The organism is Pseudomonas sp. LW8 (assembly GCF_041956865.1).
Taxonomy (GTDB): domain Bacteria; phylum Pseudomonadota; class Gammaproteobacteria; order Pseudomonadales; family Pseudomonadaceae; genus Aquipseudomonas; species Aquipseudomonas siliginis.
In genome coordinates, this window is record NZ_CP168138.1 from 5,789,395 (window position 1) to 5,811,754 (window position 22,360).

The following is a 22,360-nucleotide window of genomic DNA, read 5'->3' on the forward strand; positions in this document are numbered from 1 at the left end:
ACAATAGCGACTCCCTGGCCGCGATGAAAGAAGCAGCCCGTCGGTGGTCGACGTCCGCTATGATTCTTCGGGTCTACGCCTCCGACCCGAGACCTATGAAACCCTATCCACTGCCCTGCCCTTTGCCTCATGCGTAACCCTCAACGCCGACGTGAAAGTCGTGAGCCGAGCCAGGTCCAGCGTCTGTTCCGGCGGCTGGTGCGCGAGTGGTTGTGGATAAGTCTAGTGCTGTTGCCGCTGACTGCCTTGTTGTCTTATCGCGCCCAGATCAATCTGCACAATCCGTCGCCAGCGCCCGGCGCTCTGTTGTCCGTGGCGATGGTCGCGGGTGTGCTGGGATTATTGCTGTGGCGGCCGCGTTGGGCGCTGTGGGTAACCTTGGTCGGTATGGCCTGTGCGCTGATCGCCAGCGCCCTGCTGGCCGAAGTCCGCTACTGGTGGTCGCCAACGCCAGCAGCCTTGGGGATGTTGTTCGGTTACCTGATCTGGAACTGGCGACGCCTGAGTGTTGTGCTGACCTATTTTGGCTGGGAGCTGGCACGTCTGGACAGCGAACCGAAAGTCTTCCCTGAACGTCGGCGGACCCGCTTCACCGGTGCCGACCGTTTGCAGGGCCAGATCATGGCGCTCGAACAAGCTATGAGCCGCACCCGCGACACCCGGCGGTTCATTGCCGATGGCCTGGAATACCTGCCGGTGGCGACGCTGATCAGTGATCCGCTGGGCAAGATCCTGCTGGGCAATCGCAAGGCGCGCGAGTTGTTCGAGGATCCGCTGGTGGGCGATGACGTACTCGATCAACTGGCACGGCTCGGCTATCCGGAATTATCCACAACGCCGCGACCGCCGCTGGCCACCCTGCCGCTGCTGGAATTTCGCGATCACAGGGAACGCAGTCTGCGCCTGGAAAGAGCGGCGCTGCTGCCGGTCGACGGCGATACGCCGATCGGTTGGCTGCTCAGCCTGACGGACTTGAGTGCCGAGCGTGCGGCTGAGGAGCAGCGCGGCGTCCTGCTGCGTTTTCTGTCCCACGACCTGCGCGCCCCCCATTCGGCGATCCTTGCCCTGCTGGATGTGCATCGTCATCAGGCGGGTGCTGATGCGCCGCTGTTCGAGCAGATTGAGCGTCAGGTGCGCCGCGCGCTGGATCTGACCGATGGTTTTGTCTTGTTGGCGCGGGCTGAATCCGAGACCTACCAGTTCCGCCCGACATTGTTCGCCATGCTGGTACTGGACGTGCTGGATCAGGCCCTGCCGATCGCTCAGCAGAAACGCATCGAGCTACTCAACGAAGTTGATGAGGAATGTCAGGAGCGGCTGATTCTGGCCGATCAGGGATTGCTGACGCGCGCCCTGTTCAACCTGCTGGAAAACGCGATCAAGTACAGCCCCGCAGACAGCACTGTGCAACTGAAGGTCAGCTGTGATGGACAGTGGCTGCGCTGCGAATTGACCGATCAGGGCAAGGGCATTGCCGCCGATGAATTGCCTGACCTGTTCAGCCAGTATCGGCGTTTCTCTTCGGCCCAAGGCATCGACGGCGTGGGCTTGGGTTTGTCGATGGTCAAAGCCGTGATTGATCATCATGGCGGTACGATCGAGTGTCGTAGCGTGGTCGATGCGGGAACCACTTTCCTTATCGAGTTGCCGCTGCTTGCTGAATGAAAAAGGGGCACAAAAAAACCGGCTATAACGGCCGGTTTTTTTACATCCGAATAAAACTTATGCACGGATTTTGTTCAATTCATAAATTTATAAATATCTATGAAAATCAATAAGTTAGAGAACAATTGCGGTCTTTTTTAGCAAAAGCGTACACAGGTTATCCACAAAATTCAGACAGCCAGCTGGTCACTCGCGGCCGGTGCCTGTGGCGCCGGTGGCAGCGAACCCATTTCACGCTGGGTCTTCTCGTTCCACGCCTGCACACGGTCATTCAGATCAGCGATGGCGCGCGGCCCGCTGCCTTCGGCATACATCGGTTCGCCAATGACCACGGTGATCACTCCGGCCTGTTTGCCCCAGCCGATTTTTGGCCAGAATTTGCCGGCATTGTGTGCAATCGGCAGCACCGGAAGCGCCGCATTCACCGCCAATGCGCTGCCACTGCGAGAGAATTTTCCGACAGTGCCGTAGGGGACTCGTGTGCCTTCGGGAAAGATCAGCACCCAGACGTTGTCCTTGAGCAGCTCGTCGCCTTTAGCCGCGACTTGTTTGAGCGCGGCCTTCGGGTTGTCGCGGTCAATGGCGATCGGGCGCAGCATTGCCATGGCCCAGCCGAAGAACGGCACGTAGAGCAATTCGCGCTTGAGCACTTGGCTCAATGGCGAGAAATAAGCGGAGAGAAAGAAGGTCTCCCAAGTGCTCTGATGGTTCGATTGAATCACGCAGGGCCGGTCAGGCACGTTTTCCGCGCCTTTGATTTCGTAGCGGATGCCAAGGAAAACCTTGGTCAGCCACAGGGCGCAACGGCACCAGTACACGTTGATGAAACGATAGCGCGCCTTGAAGGACAGAAACGGCGCGATGAAAAAGCTCAGACTGCACCACAGCAACGCTGTTGTGCCCAGCAGCAGGTAAAAAACAAAGATTCTGAAGGCCCGCAGTATCGACATGGCGACGGTTACCGTTACGGGGCAATGCCCCGACTGTTCAAGCGCACTCCCGAGCAATCCCTGGCCAGGAAATTCAGAAGTACCCTAGTTGTGGATAAGTTCTGCGGCAATCGCCGCCAGATCGTCAAAAATCAGGGTGCCAACCGGCAGGGTTTTACCCTGAGTCTTTTCGCCTTTCCCGGTCTTCACCAAAACTGGCTGTGAATCGACGGCTTTGGCGGCCTCCAGGTCACCAAGGCTGTCGCCGACGAACCAGACGTTGGTCAACGGCACCGTGTAATGCTCGGCAATGGTTTTGAGCATTCCCGGTTTCGGTTTGCGGCAATCGCAACCTTCGTCCGGGCCGTGCGGGCAATACACGATCAAACCGACTTCGCCGCCCTGCGCCGCGACCAGCTCGCGCAGGCGCGCGTGCATGGCCTCGAGGGTGGCGAGGTCGTAATAGCCGCGAGCAATGCCCGACTGGTTGGTGGCCACCGCCACCGTCCAGCCGGCCTTGCTCAACTGCGCAATCGCTTCGATCGAACCGGGCAGCGGAATCCACTCCTCCACCGACTTGATGTAGGCATCGGAGTCGTAATTGATCACGCCGTCACGATCGAGAATCAGCAGTTTCAACAGCAATCCCTCAACCCAGCAGCGAAATGTCGGCAACACCGAGGAACAGGCCACGCAGACGCGCCAGCAGCGCGTAACGGTTGGCTCGCACATTGGCATCGTCGGCATTGACCATCACCGCGTCGAAGAACGCGTCGACCGGCTCGCGCAGTGCCGCCAGGCGTGCCAGCGATTCGTTGTACTGACGCGCCGCGGCCATTGGCTGCACGGCCTGATCCGCTTGCTGGATTGCCGAATACAGCGAGAACTCGTTGGCGTTGTCGAAATACTTGGCTTCGACCACGGTCGGTACCGAGCCTTCGACTTTGCTCAACAGGTTCGATACGCGCTTGTTCACCGCCGCCAGCGCTGCCGCTTCCGGCAGTTTGCGGAAGGCCTGCACCGCCTGCACACGCTGGTCGAAGTCCAGCGCCGAACCCGGCTTCAGTGCACGCACCGACAGGTAGGTGGCGACGTCGACGCCTTCGTCTTCATAACGCGCACGCAAGCGGTCGAAGATGAATTCCAGCACGGCTTCGTTGAGGCCGGCAGCCTTGACCTTGCCGCCGAACGCATTCACCGCGAAAGCCACGGCGTCGTTCAGGTCCAGATCCAGTTGTTTCTCGATCAGGATCCGCAGCACGCCCAGTGCTGCACGGCGCAGGGCATAAGGGTCTTTGCTGCCGGTTGGCAGCATGCCGATACCGAAGATGCCGACCAGAGTGTCGAGCTTGTCGGCGATGGCGACAGCTGCACCGGTCAGGGTCGCCGGTAATTCAGCCCCGGCACCGCGTGGCATGTACTGCTCGTTCAAGGCCAGCGCGACGTCCTGCGGCTCGCCGTCATTGAGGGCGTAGTAGTAACCGGCGACACCTTGCATCTCCGGGAACTCGCCGACCATTTCGGTGGCCAGGTCGCACTTCGACAGCAGGCCCGCACGGGCAGCCCACGAGGCGTTGCCGCCGATACGTGCGGCGATGTACGCGGCCAGTTTGGAAACGCGCTCGGCCTTGTCGTAGACGCTGCCGAGTTTTTCCTGGAACACCACGTTTTGCAGGCGCAGGTTGAAGTCTTCGAGTTTCTGCTTCTTGTCCTGCTTGAAGAAGAACTCGGCGTCGGTCAGGCGTGGGCGAACCACTTTCTCGTTACCGGCGATGATCTGCTGCGGGTCTTTGCTTTCGATGTTGGCCACGGTAATGAAACGTGGCAGCAACTTGCCGTCGGCATCCAGCAGGCAGAAATACTTCTGGTTGTCCTGCATGGTGGTGATCAGCGCTTCTTGCGGTACGTCGAGGAAGCGTTCCTCGAACGAGCACACCAGCGGCACCGGCCATTCAACCAGCGCAGTCACTTCGTCGAGCAGCGCCGGTGGCACGATCGCCGTGCCTTCCTGACGGGTGGCCAACTCTTCGGTGCGCTTGCTGATGATCTCGCGACGCTCGTTGGCATCGGCCAATACGTAAGCGGCACGCAGGTCGGCGAGGTAGCTCGACGGCGAACCGATGCGCACGCTCTCCGGATGATGGAAACGGTGACCACGGGAATCACGGCCAGCCTTCTGCGCGAGGATCGTGCAGTCGATGACCTGGTCACCGAGCAGCATCACCAGCCACTGGGTCGGACGCACGAATTCTTCCTTGCGCGCACCCCAACGCATGCGTTTCGGAATCGGCAGGTCGTTCAGCGAATCTTCGACGATGGTCGGCAGCAGGCTCGCGGTCGGCTTGCCGGCGATGTTCTGGCTATAACGCAGTTTCGGACCGCTCTGGTCGATTTCGCTCAGCTCGACGCCGCACTTCTTGGCGAAGCCCAGGGCGGCCTGAGTCGGATTGCCATCAGCGTCGAACGCGGCCTGACGTGGCGGGCCATCGAGGTTGATGCTGCGATCCGGCTGCTGAGTGGCCAGCGCAGTGATCAGCACGGCCAGACGACGTGGCGCGGCATAAACGGTTTTGCTTTCGTAGCTCAGGCCGGCGGCTTGCAGGCCCTTGTCGATACCGGCGAGGAACGCATCAGCCAAAGTGTTCAGGGCTTTGGGTGGCAGTTCTTCGGTGCCCAGTTCAACCAGAAAATCTTGCGCACTCATTGTGCAGCCTCCAGCTTGGCCAGTACTTCGTCACGCAGGTCCGGGGTCGCCATCGGGAAGCCCAGCTTGGCGCGAGCCAGCAGGTAGGCTTGCGCAACGGAACGCGCCAGGGTGCGCACGCGCAGAATGTATTGCTGACGCGCGGTCACCGAGATTGCCCGGCGCGCATCCAGCAGGTTGAAGGTGTGCGACGCCTTCAGCACCATTTCGTAGCTCGGCAACGGTAGCGGCTGGTCGAGTTCGATCAGGCGCTTGGCTTCGCTTTCATAGAAGTCGAACAGCTCGAACAGTTTGTCGACATTGGCGTGTTCGAAGTTGTAGGTGGATTGCTCCACTTCGTTCTGGTGGAACACATCGCCGTAGGTGACTTTGCCGAACGGGCCGTCAGCCCAGACCAGGTCGTAGACCGAATCGACGCCTTGCAGGTACATCGCCAGGCGCTCGAGACCGTAGGTGATCTCGCCGGTCACCGGGTAGCACTCGATGCCGCCCGCTTGCTGGAAGTAGGTGAACTGGGTGACTTCCATGCCATTGAGCCAGACTTCCCAGCCCAGACCCCAGGCGCCGAGGGTCGGCGATTCCCAGTTGTCTTCGACGAAGCGGATGTCGTGCACCAGCGGGTCGAGGCCGACATGCTTGAGCGAGCCCAGGTACAGTTCCTGGAAATTGTCCGGGTTCGGCTTGAGCACGACCTGGAACTGGTAGTAGTGCTGCAGACGGTTCGGGTTTTCGCCGTAACGGCCGTCAGTCGGACGGCGGCTTGGCTGCACGTACGCGGCGTTCCAGGTTTCCGGGCCGATGGCGCGCAGGAAGGTCGCGGTGTGGAAAGTGCCGGCGCCTACTTCCATATCGTAGGGCTGAAGTACCACACAACCTTGCTCGGCCCAGTATTGCTGGAGCGCGAGGATCAAGTCTTGGAAGGTACGCACGGCTGGCGTAGGCTGGCTCACGAAATTCACCTGTTTCTTGGGCTGCGATTTAAAGAGCGGGAGTATACCCGATTCGTTGCTGCGCACGCCCCCTGGAGCCTTATGCCACGCTGCTTTTGGTGTACCGAAGATCCGCTGTACATGGCTTATCACGATCAGGAGTGGGGCACGCCGCTGCGCGATGCGCAGGGTTTGTTCGAGTTGCTTTTGCTCGAAGGGTTCCAGGCCGGGTTGTCGTGGATCACTGTGCTGCGCAAACGCGAGCGTTACCGTCAGGTGCTGTTCGGCTTCGATGTGCAGCGCGTGGCGCAGATGAGTGACGCCGAGATCGACGAACTGATGCTCGACCCGGGCATCATCCGCAATCGCCTGAAACTCAACGCCGCCCGGCGCAATGCCCAGGCGTGGCTGGCGCTGGAGGATCCGGTGGCGTTGCTCTGGTCATTCGTGGGCGACCAACCGATCATCAATCATTTCAAGGATCGCAGCGAAGTCCCGGCGATCACCCCCGAAGCGCTGGCGATGAGCAAGGCGCTGAAAAAAGCCGGCTTCACCTTCGTCGGTCCGACCATTTGCTACGCGCTGATGCAGGCCTCGGGCATGGTCATGGACCACACCCAGGATTGCGACCGCTACGCGCAGCTCGCCAACGCCGGTTAGAATGCCCGCCTCGCGCACAGCACAAAGATCAGGAGTGACCTGTGGAAAAGTTTAAAGGCGCCTTGCTGGTAGGCGCTCTGCGGCTGTTTGCCCTGCTGCCATGGCGGGCCGTGCAGGCCGTGGGTTCGGTGATCGGCTGGATCATGTGGAAAACCCCCAATCGTTCCCGCGACGTGGTGCGGATCAACCTGTCCAAGTGTTTTCCGCAGATGGATGCGGCCGAACGTGAGCGTCTGGTCGGACAGAGTTTGAAGGACATCGGCAAGTCGCTGACCGAAAGCGCCTGCGCGTGGATCTGGCCGGCGCAGCGCTCGATCGATCTGGTTCGCGAAGTCGAAGGCCTCGATGTGTTGAAAGACGCGCTCGCTTCGGGCAAAGGCGTGGTCGGCATCACCAGCCACCTCGGCAACTGGGAAGTGCTCAACCACTTCTATTGCAGCCAGTGCAAACCGATCATTTTCTATCGTCCGCCGAAGCTCAAGGCAGTGGATGAATTGCTGCGCAAACAGCGCGTGCAGCTGGGCAACAAGGTCGCGGCGTCGACCAAGGAAGGCATTCTCAGCGTCATCAAGGAAGTGCGCAAGGGTGGTGCCGTGGGCATTCCCGCCGACCCGGAACCGGCCGAATCCGCCGGGATTTTCGTGCCGTTCTTCGCAACTCAGGCGCTGACCAGCAAATTCGTGCCGAACATGTTGGCCGGCGGCAAAGCGGTCGGTGTGTTCCTGCACGCCCTGCGCCTGCCTGACGGCTCGGGCTACAAAGTCATTCTCGAAGCCGCGCCCGAAGCGATGTACAGCACCGATACCGCAGAGTCCTGCGCGGCGATGAGCAAGGTAGTGGAACGTTATGTTGCGGCGTATCCGAGCCAGTACATGTGGAGCATGAAACGCTTCAAGAAGCGTCCGCCGGGCGAGGCGCGCTGGTACTGAGCAACTTCGATGGGGTGACGGTTGATGCAGACGGGCTCGCCTTGCTCAATCGGTAGCTCAAGGCGCCTGCCGCTCAAGCTTTTTCAGGAATACCGTCATCTCCTTCTCGGCCTGTTTGTCACCCTGGGCGCGGGCCGCTTCCAGGCCTTGTTCCCAGGCCTGACGCGCAGCGGCGTGATCGCCTAGCGCCAGCTGCGCCTTGCCCAGCAGCTTCCACGCTGCCGAGTATTTCGGATCGAAAGCGACACAACGCTGAAAATGCTCGGCAGCCTTGGCGTTTTCACCCAAGTCCAGATAACCCTTGCCCAGACCGAAGCGCAACAGCGCGTTATCCACACCCTTGGCGAGCATTTTTTCCAGGGATTCAAGCATTGGCGGATTCCTTTCTATTGTTCGTCAGAGAACCTGCGAGTCTGTCAAACCGCTTTCGCGAGCAGGCTCGCTCCCACATTTGGAATGCATTCCACTGTGGGAGCGAGCCTGCTCGCGAAGGGGCCATCACGGGCAACGTTGTCTTCAGGTCAGAAAAAGCTCAACCCCACATGAAACAGCTTTTCCACATCGCGAATATGCTTTTTATCCACAAGGAACAGAATCACATGGTCACCCGCTTCGATCACCGTGTCGTCGTGGGCGATGATCACGTTCTCGTTGCGGATCACTGCGCCGATGGTGGTGCCCGGCGGCAGGCCGATCTTCTCGATCGGCTTGCCGATGACCTTGCTGGACTTCGCATCACCGTGGGCAATCGCCTCGATCGCTTCCGCCGCGCCGCGCCGCAGTGAGTGCACGCTGACGATATCGCCTCGGCGCACGTGGGCGAGCAAGGTGCCGATGGTCGCCAGTTGCGGGCTGATGGCGATATCAATGTCGCCGCCCTGGATCAGGTCGACGTAGGCCGGATTGTTGATGATCGTCATGACCTTCTTCGCCCCCAGCCGTTTCGCCAGCAGCGACGACATGATGTTGGCTTCGTCATCGTTGGTCAGGGCGAGGAAGATATCGGCGTCGGCGATGTTCTCTTCCAGCAGCAGATCGCGGTCCGAGGCACTGCCCTGCAACACTACAGTGCTGTCGAGGGTATCGGAGAGGTAGCGGCAGCGCGCCGGGCTCATCTCGATGATCTTCACCTGATAGCGGCTTTCGATGGCCTCGGCCAGGCGCTCGCCGATCTGCCCGCCCCCGGCGATAACGATGCGTTTGTAGGTTTCGTCGAGGCGACGCATTTCGCTCATCACCGCGCGAATGTCCTCACGGGCAGCGATGAAGAACACCTCGTCATCGGCCTCGATCACCGTGTCGCCCTGCGGCAAAATCGGCCGGTCACGGCGGAAGATCGCCGCTACGCGGGTTTCGACGTTCGGCATGTGCTCGCGCAACTGGCGCAGTTGCTGGCCCACCAGCGGCCCGCCGTAATAGGCGCGCACCGCTACCAGTTGCGCCGCGCCTTCGGCGAAGTCGATCACCTGCAAGGCGCCGGGATGCTGGATCAGGCGCTTGATGTAGTTGGTTACGACTTGCTCGGGACTGATCAGCACGTCGACCGGAATCGCTTCGTTCTGGAACAGCTGTTCCTCGCGATTGAGGTACGACGCTTCGCGCACCCGGGCGATCTTGGTCGGCGTGTGGAACAGCGTGTGGGCGACCTGGCAGGCAACCATGTTGGTTTCGTCGCTGTTGGTCACCGCTACCAGCATGTCAGCGTCGTCGGCACCGGCCTGACGCAGCACCGACGGCAGCGAGCCCCGGCCCTGCACGGTGCGGATGTCGAGGCGGTCGCCGAGGTCGCGCAGGCGCTCGCCATCGGTGTCGACCACAGTGATGTCGTTGGCCTCGCTGGCCAAATGTTCGGCCAGCGAACCGCCGACCTGTCCCGCACCGAGGATGATGATTTTCATCCAGTCACTCCATGAATCCGTTTAGCCGCGCGCGGCGGCGATCTTGATCAGCTTGGCGTAGTAGAACCCGTCATGCCCGCCCTGCTGGGCCAGCAACTGGCGACCATGGGGCTGCTTGATTCCCGCCGCTGTGGCCAGGTCCAGTTCACGGGCACCGGGGGTGCGCGCGAGGAACGCGGCGATGACTTCGGTGTTCTCGGTCGGCAGCGTCGAGCACGTGGCGTAGAGCAGGATGCCGCCGACTTCGAGGGTTTTCCACATGGCGTCGAGCAGTTCGCCTTGCAGTTGCGCGAGGGCGACGATGTCGTCCGGCTGGCGGGTCAGCTTGATGTCCGGATGGCGACGAATTACCCCGGTGGCCGAGCATGGCGCGTCGAGGAGGATGCGCTGGAACGGTTTGCCGTCCCACCATTTGTCGATATCGCGACCGTCGGCGGCGATCAGTTCAGCGTTGAGGCCGAGGCGCTCGAGGTTTTCCTTCACCCGCACCAGACGCTTGGCCTCCAGATCCACCGCCACCACCCCGGCCAACGCCGGTTCGGCTTCAAGGATGTGGCAGGTCTTGCCGCCAGGGGCGCAACAGGCGTCGAGTACGCGCTGGCCCGGGGCCAGATCGAGCAGGTCGGCGGCCAGTTGCGCGGCTTCGTCCTGCACGCTGATCCAGCCTTCGGCGAAACCCGGCAGGCTGCGCACGTCGGCAGCGGCTTCGAGGACGATGCCGTCGCGGCTGTAAACGCACGGTGTCGCGGCGATCCCGGTTTCGCCCAGCAACGCAAGATAAGCATCGCGGCTGTGATGACGGCGGTTGACCCGCAGGATCATTGGCGGATGCGCGTTGTTCGCTGCGCAGATCGCTTCCCACTGCTCGGGCCAAAATGCCTTCAGGGATTTTTGCAGCCAGCGCGGGTGGGCCGTGCGCACCACCGGGTCGCGTTCCAGTTCGGCGAAGATCGTCTCGCTTTCGCGCTGGGCATTGCGCAGCACGGCGTTGAGCAGGCCTTTGGCCCAAGGCTTTTTCAGCTTGTCGGCACAACCGACGGTTTCGCCGATCGCGGCATGGGCCGGTACCCGGGTGTATAGCAGTTGATACAGACCGACCAGCAGCAACGCCTCGACATCAGCGTCGGCGGCTTTAAACGGTTTCTGCAGGAGTTTTTCCGCCAATGCCGACAGGCGTGGCTGCCAGCGTGCGGTGCCGAAGGCCAGATCCTGAGTGAAACCGCGATCACGATCCTCGACCTTGTCCAGTTGCGTCGGCAGGGAGCTGTTCAGCGAGGCTTTGCCGCTAAGCACGGCGGCGAGCGCCTTGGCGGCAGCCAGACGCGGGTTCATTGCGCTTCCACCGCAGCGCCGAGGACGCTGCCGACGGCGAATTTCTCGCGGCGGCTGTTGAACAGGTCACTGAAGTTCAGCGCCTTGCCGCCGGGCAATTGCAGGCGGGTCAGGCACAGCGCTTGTGCACCGCAGGCGACAATCAGGCCGTCCTTGCTGGCGCTGAGGATTTCACCCGGGGCGCCAGTGCCTTCGGCCACGGTCGCGGCAAGCACTTTCAACGCTTCGCCATTGAGCGTGCTGTGGGTGATCGGCCATGGATTGAAGGCGCGGACCAGACGTTCCAGCTCCACCGCCGGACGGCTCCAGTCGATGCGTGCTTCGTCTTTGTTGAGTTTGTGCGCGTAAGTGGCGAGCTCGTCGTTCTGCACCTCACCTTGCAGGGTGCCGACAGCCAGACCGGCAATCGCCTGCACCACGGCGGGCGGCCCCATCTCGGCGAGGCGATCATGCAGGGTGCCGCCAGTGTCTTGCGCGCTGATCGGCGTGACGACCTTGAGCAGCATCGGCCCGGTGTCGAGGCCGGCTTCCATGCGCATCACTGTTACACCGCTTTCGGCGTCGCCGTGCTCAACCGCGCGCTGGATCGGCGCCGCACCGCGCCAGCGTGGCAGCAACGACGCATGGCTGTTGATGCAACCCAGACGCGGAATATCCAGCACCGCTTGCGGCAGGATCAAACCGTAGGCGACCACCACCATCAAGTCCGGCTTCAGCGCGGCCAGCTCCGCCTGGGCCTCGGCATTGCGCAACGTCGGCGGCTGCAACACCTGGATATTATTTTCCAGGGCCAGTTGTTTGACCGGGCTTGGCATCAGTTTTTGCCCACGGCCGGCCGGGCGATCCGGCTGGGTGTAGACCGCAACGATCTCGTACGGGCTGCTCAGCAGGGCCTTGAGGTGTTCAGCGGCGAATTCCGGGGTACCGGCAAAAACAATGCGCAGTGGCTCAGTCATGAAAGGCGTCTCATAAAAAGAAAAAGGCTTGCCGCAGCAAGCCTTTGAAGAGGGGCATCAAGCGTTCTGGCGGTGCAGCTTTTCCAGCTTCTTCTTGATCCGGTCGCGTTTGAGCGTGGACAGGTAATCGACGAACAATTTGCCGTTGAGGTGGTCGCATTCGTGCTGGATGCACACCGCGAGCAGGCCTTCGGCGATCAGCTCATAGGGCTTGCCGTCGCGGTCCAGCGCCTTGATTTTGACCTTCTGCGGGCGGTCGACGTTTTCGTAGAAGCCCGGTACCGAGAGGCAGCCTTCCTGATACTGGTCCATCTCCTCGGTCAGCGATTCGAACTCGGGGTTGATGAACACCCGTGGCTCGGTGCGGTCTTCGGACAGGTCCATCACGACGATACGTTTGTGCACGTTGACCTGGGTCGCGGCGAGGCCGATGCCCGGCGCTTCATACATTGTTTCAAACATGTCGTCGACCAACTGACGCACTTCGTCGTCCACTACAGCCACTGGTTTGGCGATAGTGCGCAGACGCGGGTCCGGAAATTCGAGGATGTTTAAAATGGCCATAGGCTTCGATTGCTGCACACGTTGAGTAAAGTCGGGTCGATGGCCTGGCGGGTCCGAAGATGCAGGCTACCGTTGTGAAGCGTAGCTTCTGAAAAACAGAAGCGAGCCACGGGGGCTCTGACGATTCACGCGAACGCACATGATAAAGGGATTCACTGCATGAGGAAAACACTACTCGCCCTGCTGCTTCTGGCTTCGGCCGGCGCCGCGCAAGGGCAAGTGCAACTCAAGGATGGTTTTCCACAGCAATACACGGTGGTTTCCGGGGACACGCTCTGGGACATTTCCGGCAAATACCTGCGCGAGCCGTGGCAGTGGCCACAACTGTGGCGGGCCAATCCGCAGATCGAAAACCCCAACCTGATCTATCCCGGCGACAGGCTGACCCTCAGCTACGTCAACGGCCAGCCGCAACTGACCGTCCATCGTGGCGAGTCGCGCGGCACCATCAAGCTCTCGCCACGAATTCGCACCAGCCCGGTGGCCGAGGCGATTCCGAGCATTCCGCTGAAATCGATCAACAGCTTTCTGCTGAGCAACCGCATCGTCGACAAGGCCGAAGACTTCGACAAGGCGCCGTACATCGTCGCCGGCGATGCCGAAGGGGTGCTCAGCGGTACAGGCGATCGCATCTTCGCGCGCGGCCATTTCGATCCGGAGCAGCCGGTGTACGGCATCTTCCGCCAGGGCAAGGTCTACACCGACCCGCAGACCAAGGAATTCCTCGGCATCAACGCCGACGATATCGGCGGCGGCGAGGTTGTTGCCACCGAAGGCGACGTCGCCACTCTCGCCTTGCAACGCACCACCCAGGAAGTGCGCCTCGGTGACCGCTTGTTCGGCGGTGAAGAACGTTCGATCAATTCAACGTTCACGCCCAGCGCGCCGAAGCGTTCCATCGACGGCCTGATCATCGACGTGCCACGCGGCGTCACGCAGATCGGTGTGATGGACGTGGTTACCCTGAACAAAGGCAAACGTGACGGTCTGGCCGAAGGCAATGTCCTGGCGGTGATGAAAACCGGCGAAACGGTGCGCGACCGGATCACTGGCCAGCCGTTGAAGATTCCCGATGAACGAGCCGGCCTGCTGATGGTGTTCCGCACCTACGACAAACTCAGTTACGGCCTGGTCCTCAATGCTTCACGCTCGCTGGCGGTGCTCGACAAGGTGCGAAATCCGTAAGCTTGCTTAACAAGTTACCAACAGAGTTATCCACAACTTGTTCCGAATGGTTCGGAGCATCGAACGATCAAGGATGATCCATTCATGTTGTCTGTCAGTACGGCCATTTCCCCGGCGGAACTGGAGGCGCGTCTGCGTCTGCACCGCATGCCGGATATCGGCCCCAAGCGTTTTGCCAAACTGCTCGAAGCCTTCGGCTCGGCGTCCAAAGCCCTCAGCGCGCCGGCCAGTGCCTGGCGCTCGCTCGGGTTGCCGGCGGCGTGTGCCGAAGCACGGCGTTGTCCGACGGTGCGCGACGGCGCCAGCTACGCAATGCGCTGGCTAGAGCGCCCCGGTCAACATTTGCTGATGTGGGACCAGGCGGACTATCCAGCGTTGCTGGCGCAGATTCCTGACCCGCCGCCACTGTTATTCGTCGCCGGCGATCCGTCGATTCTGGAAAAACCGCAACTGGCGATGGTCGGCAGCCGCCGCGCTTCGCGCCCGGGCATGGACACGGCGGCGGCGTTTTCTCGCAGTCTGGCCGGGGCCGGTTTTGTCATCACCAGTGGTCTGGCGCTGGGCATCGATGCCGCTGCCCATCAGGCTGCTCTGGACGTTGGCGGCTTGACCGTGGGGGTGCTTGGCACGGGCCTGGAGAATTTTTATCCACAGCGCAATAAACGCCTGGCTGAGGCGATGATTGCGTCGGGCAGCGCGGTGCTCTCGGAGTTTCCGCTGGACGCCGGGCCAACCGCGAGCAACTTCCCCCGGCGCAATCGCATCATCAGCGGGTTATCCCTTGGCGTGCTGGTGGTCGAGGCCAGTGTTGCCAGCGGTTCGTTGATTACCGCGCGGCTGGCGGCAGAGCAAGGGCGCGAGGTTTATGCCATTCCGGGCTCTATCCATCACCCCGGCGCGCGCGGTTGTCATCAGTTGATTCGCGACGGGGCGGTGTTGGTGGAGACTATCGAACATATCCTCGAAGCCCTGCGCGGCTGGCAGCAACCGTTGTTATCCACAGCGCCTCCGCAGGCCGATCACCCGTTGCTGACGCTGCTGCACGCGGCGCCGCACACCAGCGAGGCGTTGGCCGCGAGCTGTGGCTGGGCGTTGCCGAAAGTGCTGGCAACGTTGACCGAGCTGGAGATCGAAGGCCGTGCGGTATGCGAAAACGGTCGCTGGTTGGCGCGGTCGAGCTAGGTTTTACGATGAAGATCGGTAAACTGCGCGAAACCTGTTTGTGGAGAGTTTTTTCATGGTCAACAGTTGGCGTGTGCAACAAGCCGCGCGGGAAGTTCGCGCCGGCGCGGTGATTGCCTATCCAACCGAAGCCGTCTGGGGGCTGGGTTGCGACCCGTGGAACGAAGACGCAGTGGACCGCTTGCTGGCGATCAAGAATCGCTCGGTGAGCAAAGGGCTGATCCTGGTCGCCGACAATATCCGCCAGTTCGATTTCCTCTTCGAGGACTTCCCGCAGGACTGGATCGACCGCATGGCCAGCACCTGGCCGGGGCCGAACACCTGGCTGGTGCCGCACCAGAACCTGTTGCCGGAATGGGTCACAGGCGTGCATGACACCGTGGCGCTGCGAGTCAGCGATCACCCGCAGGTGCGCGACTTGTGCTCGCTGGTCGGGCCGCTGATCTCGACATCAGCCAATCCACAGGGGCGACCGCCCGCGCGCACGCGTTTGCGCATCGAGCAGTATTTCCGTGGGCAGGTCGATCTGGTGCTCGGCGGGAGCCTTGGCGGGCGCAAGAATCCCAGCGTGATCCGCGACCTGGCCACCGGTAACGTCGTTCGTCCTGACTGACGCCATTCTTTTTATTTTTTGCGGACTCCTCGGCGCTATGACGAGGAGTTCTGCGCATGCCCGCAGTTTATTCCTGCATTCGTTCAAAACTTATCCGTTGCCATTGTTCTTGCATGCGTCAGACGAATCTTTGAGTCTGAAATATCTGTAAGTTTTCCCACGTGATTATCAGAGCGCGTGCAGTGGCGAGATTTCCAAAAGCAACCATTCTTTCAATGTGCTTGATACAACTTCGAAATGTTAATGGCTGCGGAGAAGTAATGGATATTACGGATTTACACCTCAAGGATTATCTGCAGGGCTTTCAGGAGACACTCAAGAATCAACAGGCCGACTATCGAGTGGCCATTCTTGAGGCGGGGTCGGACGCCGGAGAATTCGAGCGTTTCATTGGTCGGCAGTTTCGCCTGCGATTGCAGCATTACATGCTCACCTCCAGAGCCCGGGCGCTGGAAACCCGCTTGGCGATCACCTCGCGCAGTACGCACTTCCTGCTCTACCAGCGAGATCAACTCATTGCAGTGCTGCGGGCAACCCCGGCGCCGTTCGAATGGGCCTCACTGGCGCAGCATCATGTGTCTCCCACTGTGGCATTGGCGCGGCATGTCGAATTCAGTCGCTTGATTACCCATTCCCAGCAGCACCGGCCGGTGTCGATCAATGGCTTGCTCGCCACCGCCGCCGAATGGGCGATCGATCGCGGATATCAGGGGGTGACGGCCTTGTGCAGATCGCCACAGCGGCAACTGTTTCAGCGCTTCGGCCTGACACCGATCGCTTCGCACGCCATGCATATCGAGCAGCGTGCCCGGGGCGATTATTGGCTGTTGTCCGCCGAATGGCGGCAAATTCTGATGGCCCTGGATCAGCCAGTGAACATGAACGTGCATCAGCCGGAGTATCGTGATGTTCATAACCGTCAGTATTGATCCGCCAATAATCGAAGAGTGGGCAGAGAAATGGCTTGTATACGAGTCGAAGAAGTTGCGCAGGAAGTTTTCCGGTCGTAGGCCAGCGGCGAAGAAACTTCACCGGAAGATGTACTTGATCTAGCTGAAAGATACTCGGCGAACTCATGGAAGAGTTCACCGAGTATCAACTTGAAGCGTTATGGCAACAGAATCGTGGAACCGGTAGTGCGCCGTGCCGACAGTTCGGTTTGTGCTTTTGCCGCATCGGCCAATGCATGGCGCTGGCTGATGTCGACCTTCAGCTTGCCGCTGATGATCATCTCGAACAGCTCGTCGGCCATGCGCTGCAGATTCTCGGCGTTGTTGGCGTAGGTCGCCAGCGTAGGCCGGGTGACGTACAACGAGCCCTTCGCGGCAAGAATGCCCAGGTTGACGCCGTCGACTGCGCCCGAAGCATTGCCGAAACTCACTACAAGGCCACGTGGTGCCACGCTGTCCAGGGACGTGAGCCAGGTGTCCTTGCCGACGCCGTCATACACCACCGGGACTTTCTTGCCGTCAGTCAGCGCCAGCACGCGCTCGGCAACGTTTTCATGGCTGTAGTCGATGGTGGCCCAGGCGCCGTTGGCCTTGGCCAGTTCGGCCTTCTCCTTCGAGCTGACGGTGCCGATCAGCTTCACGCCCAGCGCTTTGGCCCATTGGCAGGCCAGCGAGCCGACGCCACCGGCTGCGGCGTGGAACAGAATGGTTTCGCCGCCCTGCAGTTGGTAGGTCTGGCGCAGCAGATATTGCACGGTCAGACCCTTGAGCATGACCCCGGCGGCAGTTTCGAAACTGATTTCATCGGGCAGGTGCACCAGATTGTCCTGCGGCAGAACATGCAGCTGGCTGTAGGCGCCGAGTGGGCCGCTGCCGTATGCCACGCGATCGCCGACCTTGAAACGGGTGACTTCGCTACCCACCGCATCGACCGTGCCGGCGCCTTCCGAACCCAGGCCGGACGGCAAGGCAGGTGGCGCATAGAGGCCGCTGCGGTAATAGGTGTCGATGAAGTTCAGGCCGATCGCCTGGTTGGCCACGCGCACCTGATTCGGCCCGGGTTCAGCGGGTTCGTAGTCAACATATTCGAGCACTTCGGGACCGCCGTGGGCGCGGAACTGGATACGCTTTGCCATCTGCCTGCTCTCCTTGGGTCGTTGCTAAGCCCTCTATCCAACTCCCCTGCTTGATCTTCGTCAACTGCGGCGCGCCGGTCTGCGATGGTATGCTACGCGCCCATTTGCGCCGCCCGCCTGCCGGGGCGCCGCCCGATTCAAGGTGAAGCCATGACGACCCGCACCGACGCCGTAAAGGCCTATCTGCTCGATCTGCAAGACCGCATCTGCGCTGCACTGGAAACCGAAGACGGCGGCAAATGCTTCGTCGAAGACGCCTGGACCCGGCCGGCGGGCGGTGGCGGGCGCACCCGCGTGCTGGAAAACGGCACGCTGATCGAAAAGGGCGGCGTCAATTTTTCCCACGTGTTCGGCAGCGGCCTGCCGCCCTCGGCCAGCGCCCATCGGCCGGAACTGGCCGGGCGTGGTTTCGAGGCGCTCGGCGTGTCGCTGGTGATCCACCCGCACAACCCGCATGTGCCGACCTCCCACGCCAACGTGCGTTTTTTCATTGCTGAAAAAGAAGGCGAAGAACCGGTCTGGTGGTTTGGCGGCGGTTTCGACCTGACCCCGTATTACGGCGTTGAGGAAGATTGCATTCATTGGCACCGCGTCGCCGAGCAAGCCTGCGCGCCGTTCGGTGCGGACGTCTATCCGCGTTACAAGGCCTGGTGCGACACCTATTTCCATATCAAGCATCGTCATGAGCCACGTGGCATTGGCGGTCTGTTCTTCGACGATCTGAACGAGTGGGATTTCGACACCAGTTTCGCCTTCATGCGCGCCATCGGCGATGCTTATATCGAGGCCTACCTGCCGATCGTGCAGCGGCGCAAGAATGACGCCTTCACTGCCCAGCAGCGCGAATTCCAGGAATTCCGCCGAGGCCGCTACGTCGAATTCAACCTGGTTTACGACCGTGGCACGCTGTTCGGTCTGCAATCGGGTGGCCGCACTGAATCGATTCTGATGTCGCTGCCACCGCAAGTGCGCTGGGGCTATGACTGGAAGGCCGAGCCGGGCAGCGCAGAAGCGCGCCTGACCGATTACTTCCTGCAGGATCGCGACTGGCTGGCCGAGGCCTGAGGACGGGTGATGGATCGTTACGTCGTTTTCGGTAATCCGATCGGCCACAGCAAGTCGCCGATGATTCACCAGTTGTTCGCCGAACAGACCGGCCAGCGCCTCGACTACAGCACGCTGCTGGCGCCGCTGGATGATTTTGTCGGCTGCGCCAAGGCGTTCTTTCGCGAAGGGCGCGGCGCCAATGTGACGGTGCCGTTCAAGGAAGACGCCTACCGTCTGGCCAACAGCCTGACCGCCCGCGCGCAGCGCGCCGGTGCGGTGAACACCTTGAGCAAACTGGACGATGGCTCACTGCTCGGCGACAACACCGATGGCGCAGGCCTGGTCCGCGATCTGACGGTGAATGCCGGGTTCAGCCTGACCGGTAAGCGCATCCTTTTGCTCGGCGCTGGCGGCGCGGTGCGCGGTGCGCTGGAGCCATTGCTGGCGGAGAAGCCGGCCTCGGTGATCATCGCCAATCGCACCGTGGACAAGGCTGAACTCCTGGCCGAGTTGTTCTGCGACCTCGGGCCGGTGTCGGCCAGTGGTTTCGACTGGCTGCGCGAACCGGTGGACGTGATCATCAACGCCACCTCCGCCAGCCTGACCGGTGACGTGCCGCCGATTGCGCCAAGCCTGATCGAGCCAGGCCAGACGCTGTGCTACGACATGATGTACGGCAAGGAACCGACCGCGTTCTGCCGCTGGGCCACTGAGCACGGCGCGGCGCTGGCGATGGATGGTCTGGGCATGCTCGCCGAACAGGCAGCCGAGGCGTTCTGGCTGTGGCGTGGCGTACGCCCGGATACCGCGCCGGTACTCGCCGAACTGCGCCGCCAACTGGCCCTTTAAGCTTTGCTCCCACATTGAAATACGATCAATGTGGGAGCGAGCCTGCTCGCGAATCGCATCACCACCGCGATATCAGATCAATCCTCAAACCTGATTGGGCACTTCTCCGCCCCCTCCAGCTTCCTCAACTCCTCCACGACCGGCGACCGCGCCCGGCGCAGGGTCAGGCTGCGACCCTGGCCCAGCAGGCGTCGCGCTTCCTGATGCAGCATCTCCACCCCCGAATAATCGATGAAGTTGATCTGCTGCGCCTCGATCACCACCCGTGCGCCATGCAGGCGTTGCAGGCGCACTTGCAGGTAATGGCTGGCGCCGAAAAAGATCGAACCACCCACGCGCAACACATCGTCGTCACCGTCGCGCCAATGCTGCACCCGTGGTTGCGAGGTGCGCTTGAGGTAGAAAAACAATGACGCCAGCACCCCGGCGTAGATCGCCGTCTGCAATTCCAGCAGCAGAGTCGCCAGGCAAGTCAGGGCCATCACCACGAACTCGGCGCGGCTGACCCGCAGCAAGGCGCGAATGCCCCGGTGATCGACCAGACCCCAGGCAATCAACAGGATGCTGCCGGCCATGGCCGGGATCGGGATGTGCGCGATCAGCCCTGCGCCGAACACCGCAAACAGCGCCACCCAGAGCGCCGAAAACACCCCGGCCAGCGGCGAGCAGGCACCCGCCTCGTAACTCAATCCCGAGCGGGTAAACGATCCGGCTGAGAGCGACCCGGAAAAGAACGCACCGACGATGTTCGACAAACCCTGCGCGCGGACTTCCTGATTGGCATCAAGCAACTGTTGCGAGCGCGCCGAAATCGAGCGGGCAATCGACAGGCTGGTGACCAGCCCGAGCATGCCCACTGCCACCGCGCTTGGCAGCAGGCGCAGGATAACCTCCAGATCCAGCGGCAGCGTACTGAACGGCGGCAGGCGTCCGACGAAAGCGCTGACCAGATGCACATGGCCGAACATCGCTGGCCAGATCCACACCAGCAGACTGGCCAGCACCAGCGTGAGCAACAGCGTCGGCCAGCGCGGCAGAAGTTTTTTCAGGGCCACGCCGACGATCACTGTAGCGACGCCGAGCATCAGCGAGGGCTTATCCACAGCCCCCAGATGCCGCAACAGGTCCATCAGGCTGGCGAGCGCTGTGGTGTTGGCCGGCAATTCCAGCCCGAGCAGATTGGGCAATTGCCCGATGGCGATCACCACGGCGGCACCGAGGGTGAAGCCGAGCACCACCGAATGCGAAACGAAATTCACCAGTGCGCCAAAGCGCAGCAAGCCGAGCAACCATTGGAAAATCCCGGCGAGAAACGTCAGCAGCAGGATCAGGGTGATGTAGTCCTCGGAAGCCGGCACCGCGAGCGGGCTGACGCTGGCGTACAGCACGATGGAAATCGCCGCCGTCGGGCCGCAGATCAGATGCCATGACGAACCCCACAGGCAGGCGATCAACACCGGGATGATCGCCGCATACAGGCCGTATTCCGGTGGCAGCCCGGCAATCAGCGCGTAGGCAATCGACTGGGGCAAGGCGAGAATCGCACCGCTGAGGCCGACGATCAGGTCCCGCCCGACGCTGGCGCGGGTTTGCCGTGGCAACCAGCTCAGGAAAGGAAAAAGTGAATGGCGGCTGGGGAAGGCCATGGGTCCTCGCGGTTGGGGTTTTGTTCAAGGTTATCAGGGTGTCAGGTGTAAAAGCCCCTCACCCTAGCCCTCTCCCTGAGGGAGAGGGGACTGACCGAGCTGTTTGTTGAAGATTCACCGACCTGCGATTTCGGCGTTGAACGCAAGTTTTGATTCAACAGCGATCGGCTCCCTTTCCCCCTCGCCCCCTTGGGGGAGAGGGCTGGGGTGAGGGGGCAAAAATCTCCAGCCGAACGCTATTCCAGCAACCCTGAGATCAAAGCTTGGCCTTCACCGCCACCAACGCATCCTTGCCATCCACGGTCTTCACCCCGTCCAGCCACTTGTCCAGCACCGCCGGATTGGCCTTGATCCACGCCTTCGCCGCTTCGGCATTGCTGACCTTCTTGTTCACCACCTCGGCCATGATGCTGTTCTCCATGTCCTGGGTGAACGCCAGATTGGTCAGCAATTTACCCACATTCGGGCAGGCCTCGGCGTAGCCCTTACGGGTCAGGGTGAATACGCTGCCGGTATCGCCGAAGTATTTTTCGCCGCCCTTGAGGTAACGCATTTTCAGTTGCACGTTCATCGGGTGCGGGGTCCAGCCGAGGAAGGTGACGAATTTCTGTTTCTTCACCGCCCGCGACACTTCGGCGAGCATCGCCTGTTCGCTGGACTCGATCAGCTTCCACTGGCCCATGTTGAAGTCGTTCTTCTTGATGATCTCCTGCAGCGAAATGTTCGCCGGCGCCCCCGAACCGATGCCGTAGATTTTCTTGTCGAACTTGTCGGCGAATTTGTTCAGGTCGGCAAAATCATGCACACCCGCCTCCCAGACATAGTCGGGGACGGCGAGGGTGAATTCGGTGCCTTCCAGGTTCTTGGCCAATTGCGTCACATCACCGGTGGCGACGAACTTGTCATAGAAGCCCTGCTGCGCCGGCATCCAGTTGCCGAGGAACACGTCAACCTGGCCATCCTTCAAGCCGCCGAAGGTGATCGGCACCGCAAGGGTGTCGACTTTGGCCTTATAGCCCATGCCGTCCAGCAGAAACCCGGTGATGGCATTGGTTGCGGCGATGTCGCTCCAGCCCGGATCGGCCATCTTCACGGTTTCGCAACTTTGCTCGGCGAAGGCCGAGGCGCTGCTCAATGCGATCAGGCCGACAGTGACAGCTGTGGATAACTTGCGCATGGACTTCCC

At 61.2% G+C, this 22,360-nt stretch carries 21 protein-coding genes; 9 read left to right on the top strand and 12 right to left on the bottom strand.

Going from position 1 to position 22,360, the window contains the following annotated elements:
• Positions 1–129 precede the first annotated feature (129 nt).
• Positions 130–1,665, top strand: a complete 1,536-nt coding sequence (locus tag AB9L16_RS26295; RefSeq protein WP_375122923.1) for an ATP-binding protein — start codon at positions 130–132, stop codon at positions 1,663–1,665.
• 170 nt (positions 1,666–1,835) lie between these two features.
• Here AB9L16_RS26295 and AB9L16_RS26300 read toward each other — a convergent pair whose 3' ends face one another.
• The 4 genes from AB9L16_RS26300 to glyQ all read right to left on the bottom strand — a co-directional run bounded on the left by AB9L16_RS26300 (position 1,836) and on the right by glyQ (position 6,248).
• The gene (locus AB9L16_RS26300) at positions 1,836–2,615 is read right to left on the bottom strand and encodes a 1-acyl-sn-glycerol-3-phosphate acyltransferase (protein ID WP_041476517.1); all 780 of its coding nucleotides are present in this window, start codon (positions 2,613–2,615) and stop codon (positions 1,836–1,838) included.
• Between the two features lie 84 nt (positions 2,616–2,699).
• Positions 2,700–3,239, bottom strand: coding sequence for a D-glycero-beta-D-manno-heptose 1,7-bisphosphate 7-phosphatase (gmhB, locus tag AB9L16_RS26305; protein ID WP_163018924.1), 540 nt, complete (start codon positions 3,237–3,239; stop codon positions 2,700–2,702).
• A 4-nt stretch (positions 3,240–3,243) separates the two neighbouring features.
• Entirely contained in the window at positions 3,244–5,298 is a 2,055-nt protein-coding gene (glyS, locus tag AB9L16_RS26310) for a glycine--tRNA ligase subunit beta (protein WP_076564738.1), read from the bottom strand.
• Positions 5,295–6,248 (bottom strand): glycine--tRNA ligase subunit alpha, encoded by a 954-nt coding sequence (glyQ, locus tag AB9L16_RS26315; RefSeq protein ID WP_003187265.1) that lies wholly within the window; start codon positions 6,246–6,248, stop codon positions 5,295–5,297. Before glyQ ends, glyS begins: the two co-directional genes overlap by 4 nt.
• Positions 6,249–6,329: 81 nt before the next feature.
• Here glyQ and AB9L16_RS26320 point away from each other — a divergent pair, with 81 nt between their 5' ends.
• On the top strand, positions 6,330–6,887 hold the full coding sequence (locus tag AB9L16_RS26320; RefSeq protein WP_056791133.1) for a DNA-3-methyladenine glycosylase I: 558 nt from the start codon (positions 6,330–6,332) through the stop codon (positions 6,885–6,887).
• 41 nt (positions 6,888–6,928) lie between these two features.
• Positions 6,929–7,816 carry a lysophospholipid acyltransferase gene (locus tag AB9L16_RS26325; RefSeq protein ID WP_056791136.1) on the top strand — a complete coding sequence of 296 codons (888 nt, stop codon included), beginning with the start codon at positions 6,929–6,931 and terminating at the stop codon, positions 7,814–7,816.
• A gap of 57 nt (positions 7,817–7,873) precedes the next feature.
• Here the strand turns inward: AB9L16_RS26325 and AB9L16_RS26330 are convergent, their stop codons facing one another.
• The 5 genes from AB9L16_RS26330 to def form a co-directional block, all read right to left on the bottom strand.
• Positions 7,874–8,188: a tetratricopeptide repeat protein gene (locus tag AB9L16_RS26330; protein ID WP_252868526.1), complete on the bottom strand. Its 315-nt coding sequence runs from the start codon at positions 8,186–8,188 to the stop codon at positions 7,874–7,876.
• A gap of 149 nt (positions 8,189–8,337) precedes the next feature.
• Positions 8,338–9,714 (bottom strand): Trk system potassium transporter TrkA, encoded by a 1,377-nt coding sequence (gene trkA / locus AB9L16_RS26335; protein WP_041476512.1) that lies wholly within the window; start codon positions 9,712–9,714, stop codon positions 8,338–8,340.
• 21 nt (positions 9,715–9,735) lie between these two features.
• Positions 9,736–11,046 (bottom strand): 16S rRNA (cytosine(967)-C(5))-methyltransferase RsmB, encoded by a 1,311-nt coding sequence (gene rsmB, locus AB9L16_RS26340; RefSeq protein ID WP_375122924.1) that lies wholly within the window; start codon positions 11,044–11,046, stop codon positions 9,736–9,738.
• Positions 11,043–12,002, bottom strand: a complete 960-nt coding sequence (gene fmt, locus AB9L16_RS26345) for a methionyl-tRNA formyltransferase (RefSeq protein WP_150743207.1) — start codon at positions 12,000–12,002, stop codon at positions 11,043–11,045. The genes rsmB and fmt overlap by 4 nt, the downstream gene beginning before the upstream one ends.
• A gap of 57 nt (positions 12,003–12,059) precedes the next feature.
• On the bottom strand, positions 12,060–12,566 hold the full coding sequence (gene def, locus AB9L16_RS26350; protein WP_041476509.1) for a peptide deformylase: 507 nt from the start codon (positions 12,564–12,566) through the stop codon (positions 12,060–12,062).
• A gap of 159 nt (positions 12,567–12,725) precedes the next feature.
• On the opposite strand from def, the gene AB9L16_RS26355 reads away from it, so the two are divergent.
• The 4 genes from AB9L16_RS26355 (at position 12,726) to AB9L16_RS26370 (ending at position 16,475) form a co-directional block, all read left to right on the top strand.
• On the top strand, positions 12,726–13,751 hold the full coding sequence (locus AB9L16_RS26355) for a LysM peptidoglycan-binding domain-containing protein (protein WP_375122925.1): 1,026 nt from the start codon (positions 12,726–12,728) through the stop codon (positions 13,749–13,751).
• Positions 13,752–13,835: 84 nt separating this feature from the next.
• Entirely contained in the window at positions 13,836–14,933 is a 1,098-nt protein-coding gene (dprA, locus tag AB9L16_RS26360) for a DNA-processing protein DprA (RefSeq protein WP_375122926.1), read from the top strand.
• Positions 14,934–14,988: 55 nt separating this feature from the next.
• The gene (locus AB9L16_RS26365) at positions 14,989–15,546 is read left to right on the top strand and encodes an L-threonylcarbamoyladenylate synthase (RefSeq protein WP_039757175.1); all 558 of its coding nucleotides are present in this window, start codon (positions 14,989–14,991) and stop codon (positions 15,544–15,546) included.
• Positions 15,547–15,806: 260 nt separating this feature from the next.
• Complete coding sequence (locus AB9L16_RS26370; RefSeq protein ID WP_052392118.1) at positions 15,807–16,475, top strand: hypothetical protein; 669 nt, start codon at positions 15,807–15,809, stop codon at positions 16,473–16,475.
• 179 nt (positions 16,476–16,654) lie between these two features.
• Here the strand turns inward: AB9L16_RS26370 and AB9L16_RS26375 are convergent, their stop codons facing one another.
• A complete protein-coding gene (locus AB9L16_RS26375; RefSeq protein WP_375122927.1) occupies positions 16,655–17,632 on the bottom strand; it encodes a quinone oxidoreductase in 978 nt (325 codons plus the stop codon).
• A gap of 150 nt (positions 17,633–17,782) precedes the next feature.
• Between AB9L16_RS26375 and hemF the strand changes: the two genes are divergently transcribed.
• Both hemF and aroE read left to right on the top strand, forming a co-directional pair.
• A complete protein-coding gene (gene hemF, locus AB9L16_RS26380) occupies positions 17,783–18,697 on the top strand; it encodes an oxygen-dependent coproporphyrinogen oxidase (RefSeq protein WP_024014963.1) in 915 nt (304 codons plus the stop codon).
• Positions 18,698–18,706: 9 nt separating this feature from the next.
• Positions 18,707–19,528 carry a shikimate dehydrogenase gene (gene aroE / locus AB9L16_RS26385; RefSeq protein WP_252868530.1) on the top strand — a complete coding sequence of 274 codons (822 nt, stop codon included), beginning with the start codon at positions 18,707–18,709 and terminating at the stop codon, positions 19,526–19,528.
• A gap of 77 nt (positions 19,529–19,605) precedes the next feature.
• Here aroE and AB9L16_RS26390 read toward each other — a convergent pair whose 3' ends face one another.
• Entirely contained in the window at positions 19,606–21,174 is a 1,569-nt protein-coding gene (locus AB9L16_RS26390; protein ID WP_252885082.1) for a SulP family inorganic anion transporter, read from the bottom strand.
• 256 nt (positions 21,175–21,430) lie between these two features.
• The gene (choX, locus tag AB9L16_RS26395) at positions 21,431–22,351 is read right to left on the bottom strand and encodes a choline ABC transporter substrate-binding protein (protein WP_056791166.1); all 921 of its coding nucleotides are present in this window, start codon (positions 22,349–22,351) and stop codon (positions 21,431–21,433) included.
• Between the last annotated feature and the right edge of the window lie 9 nt (positions 22,352–22,360).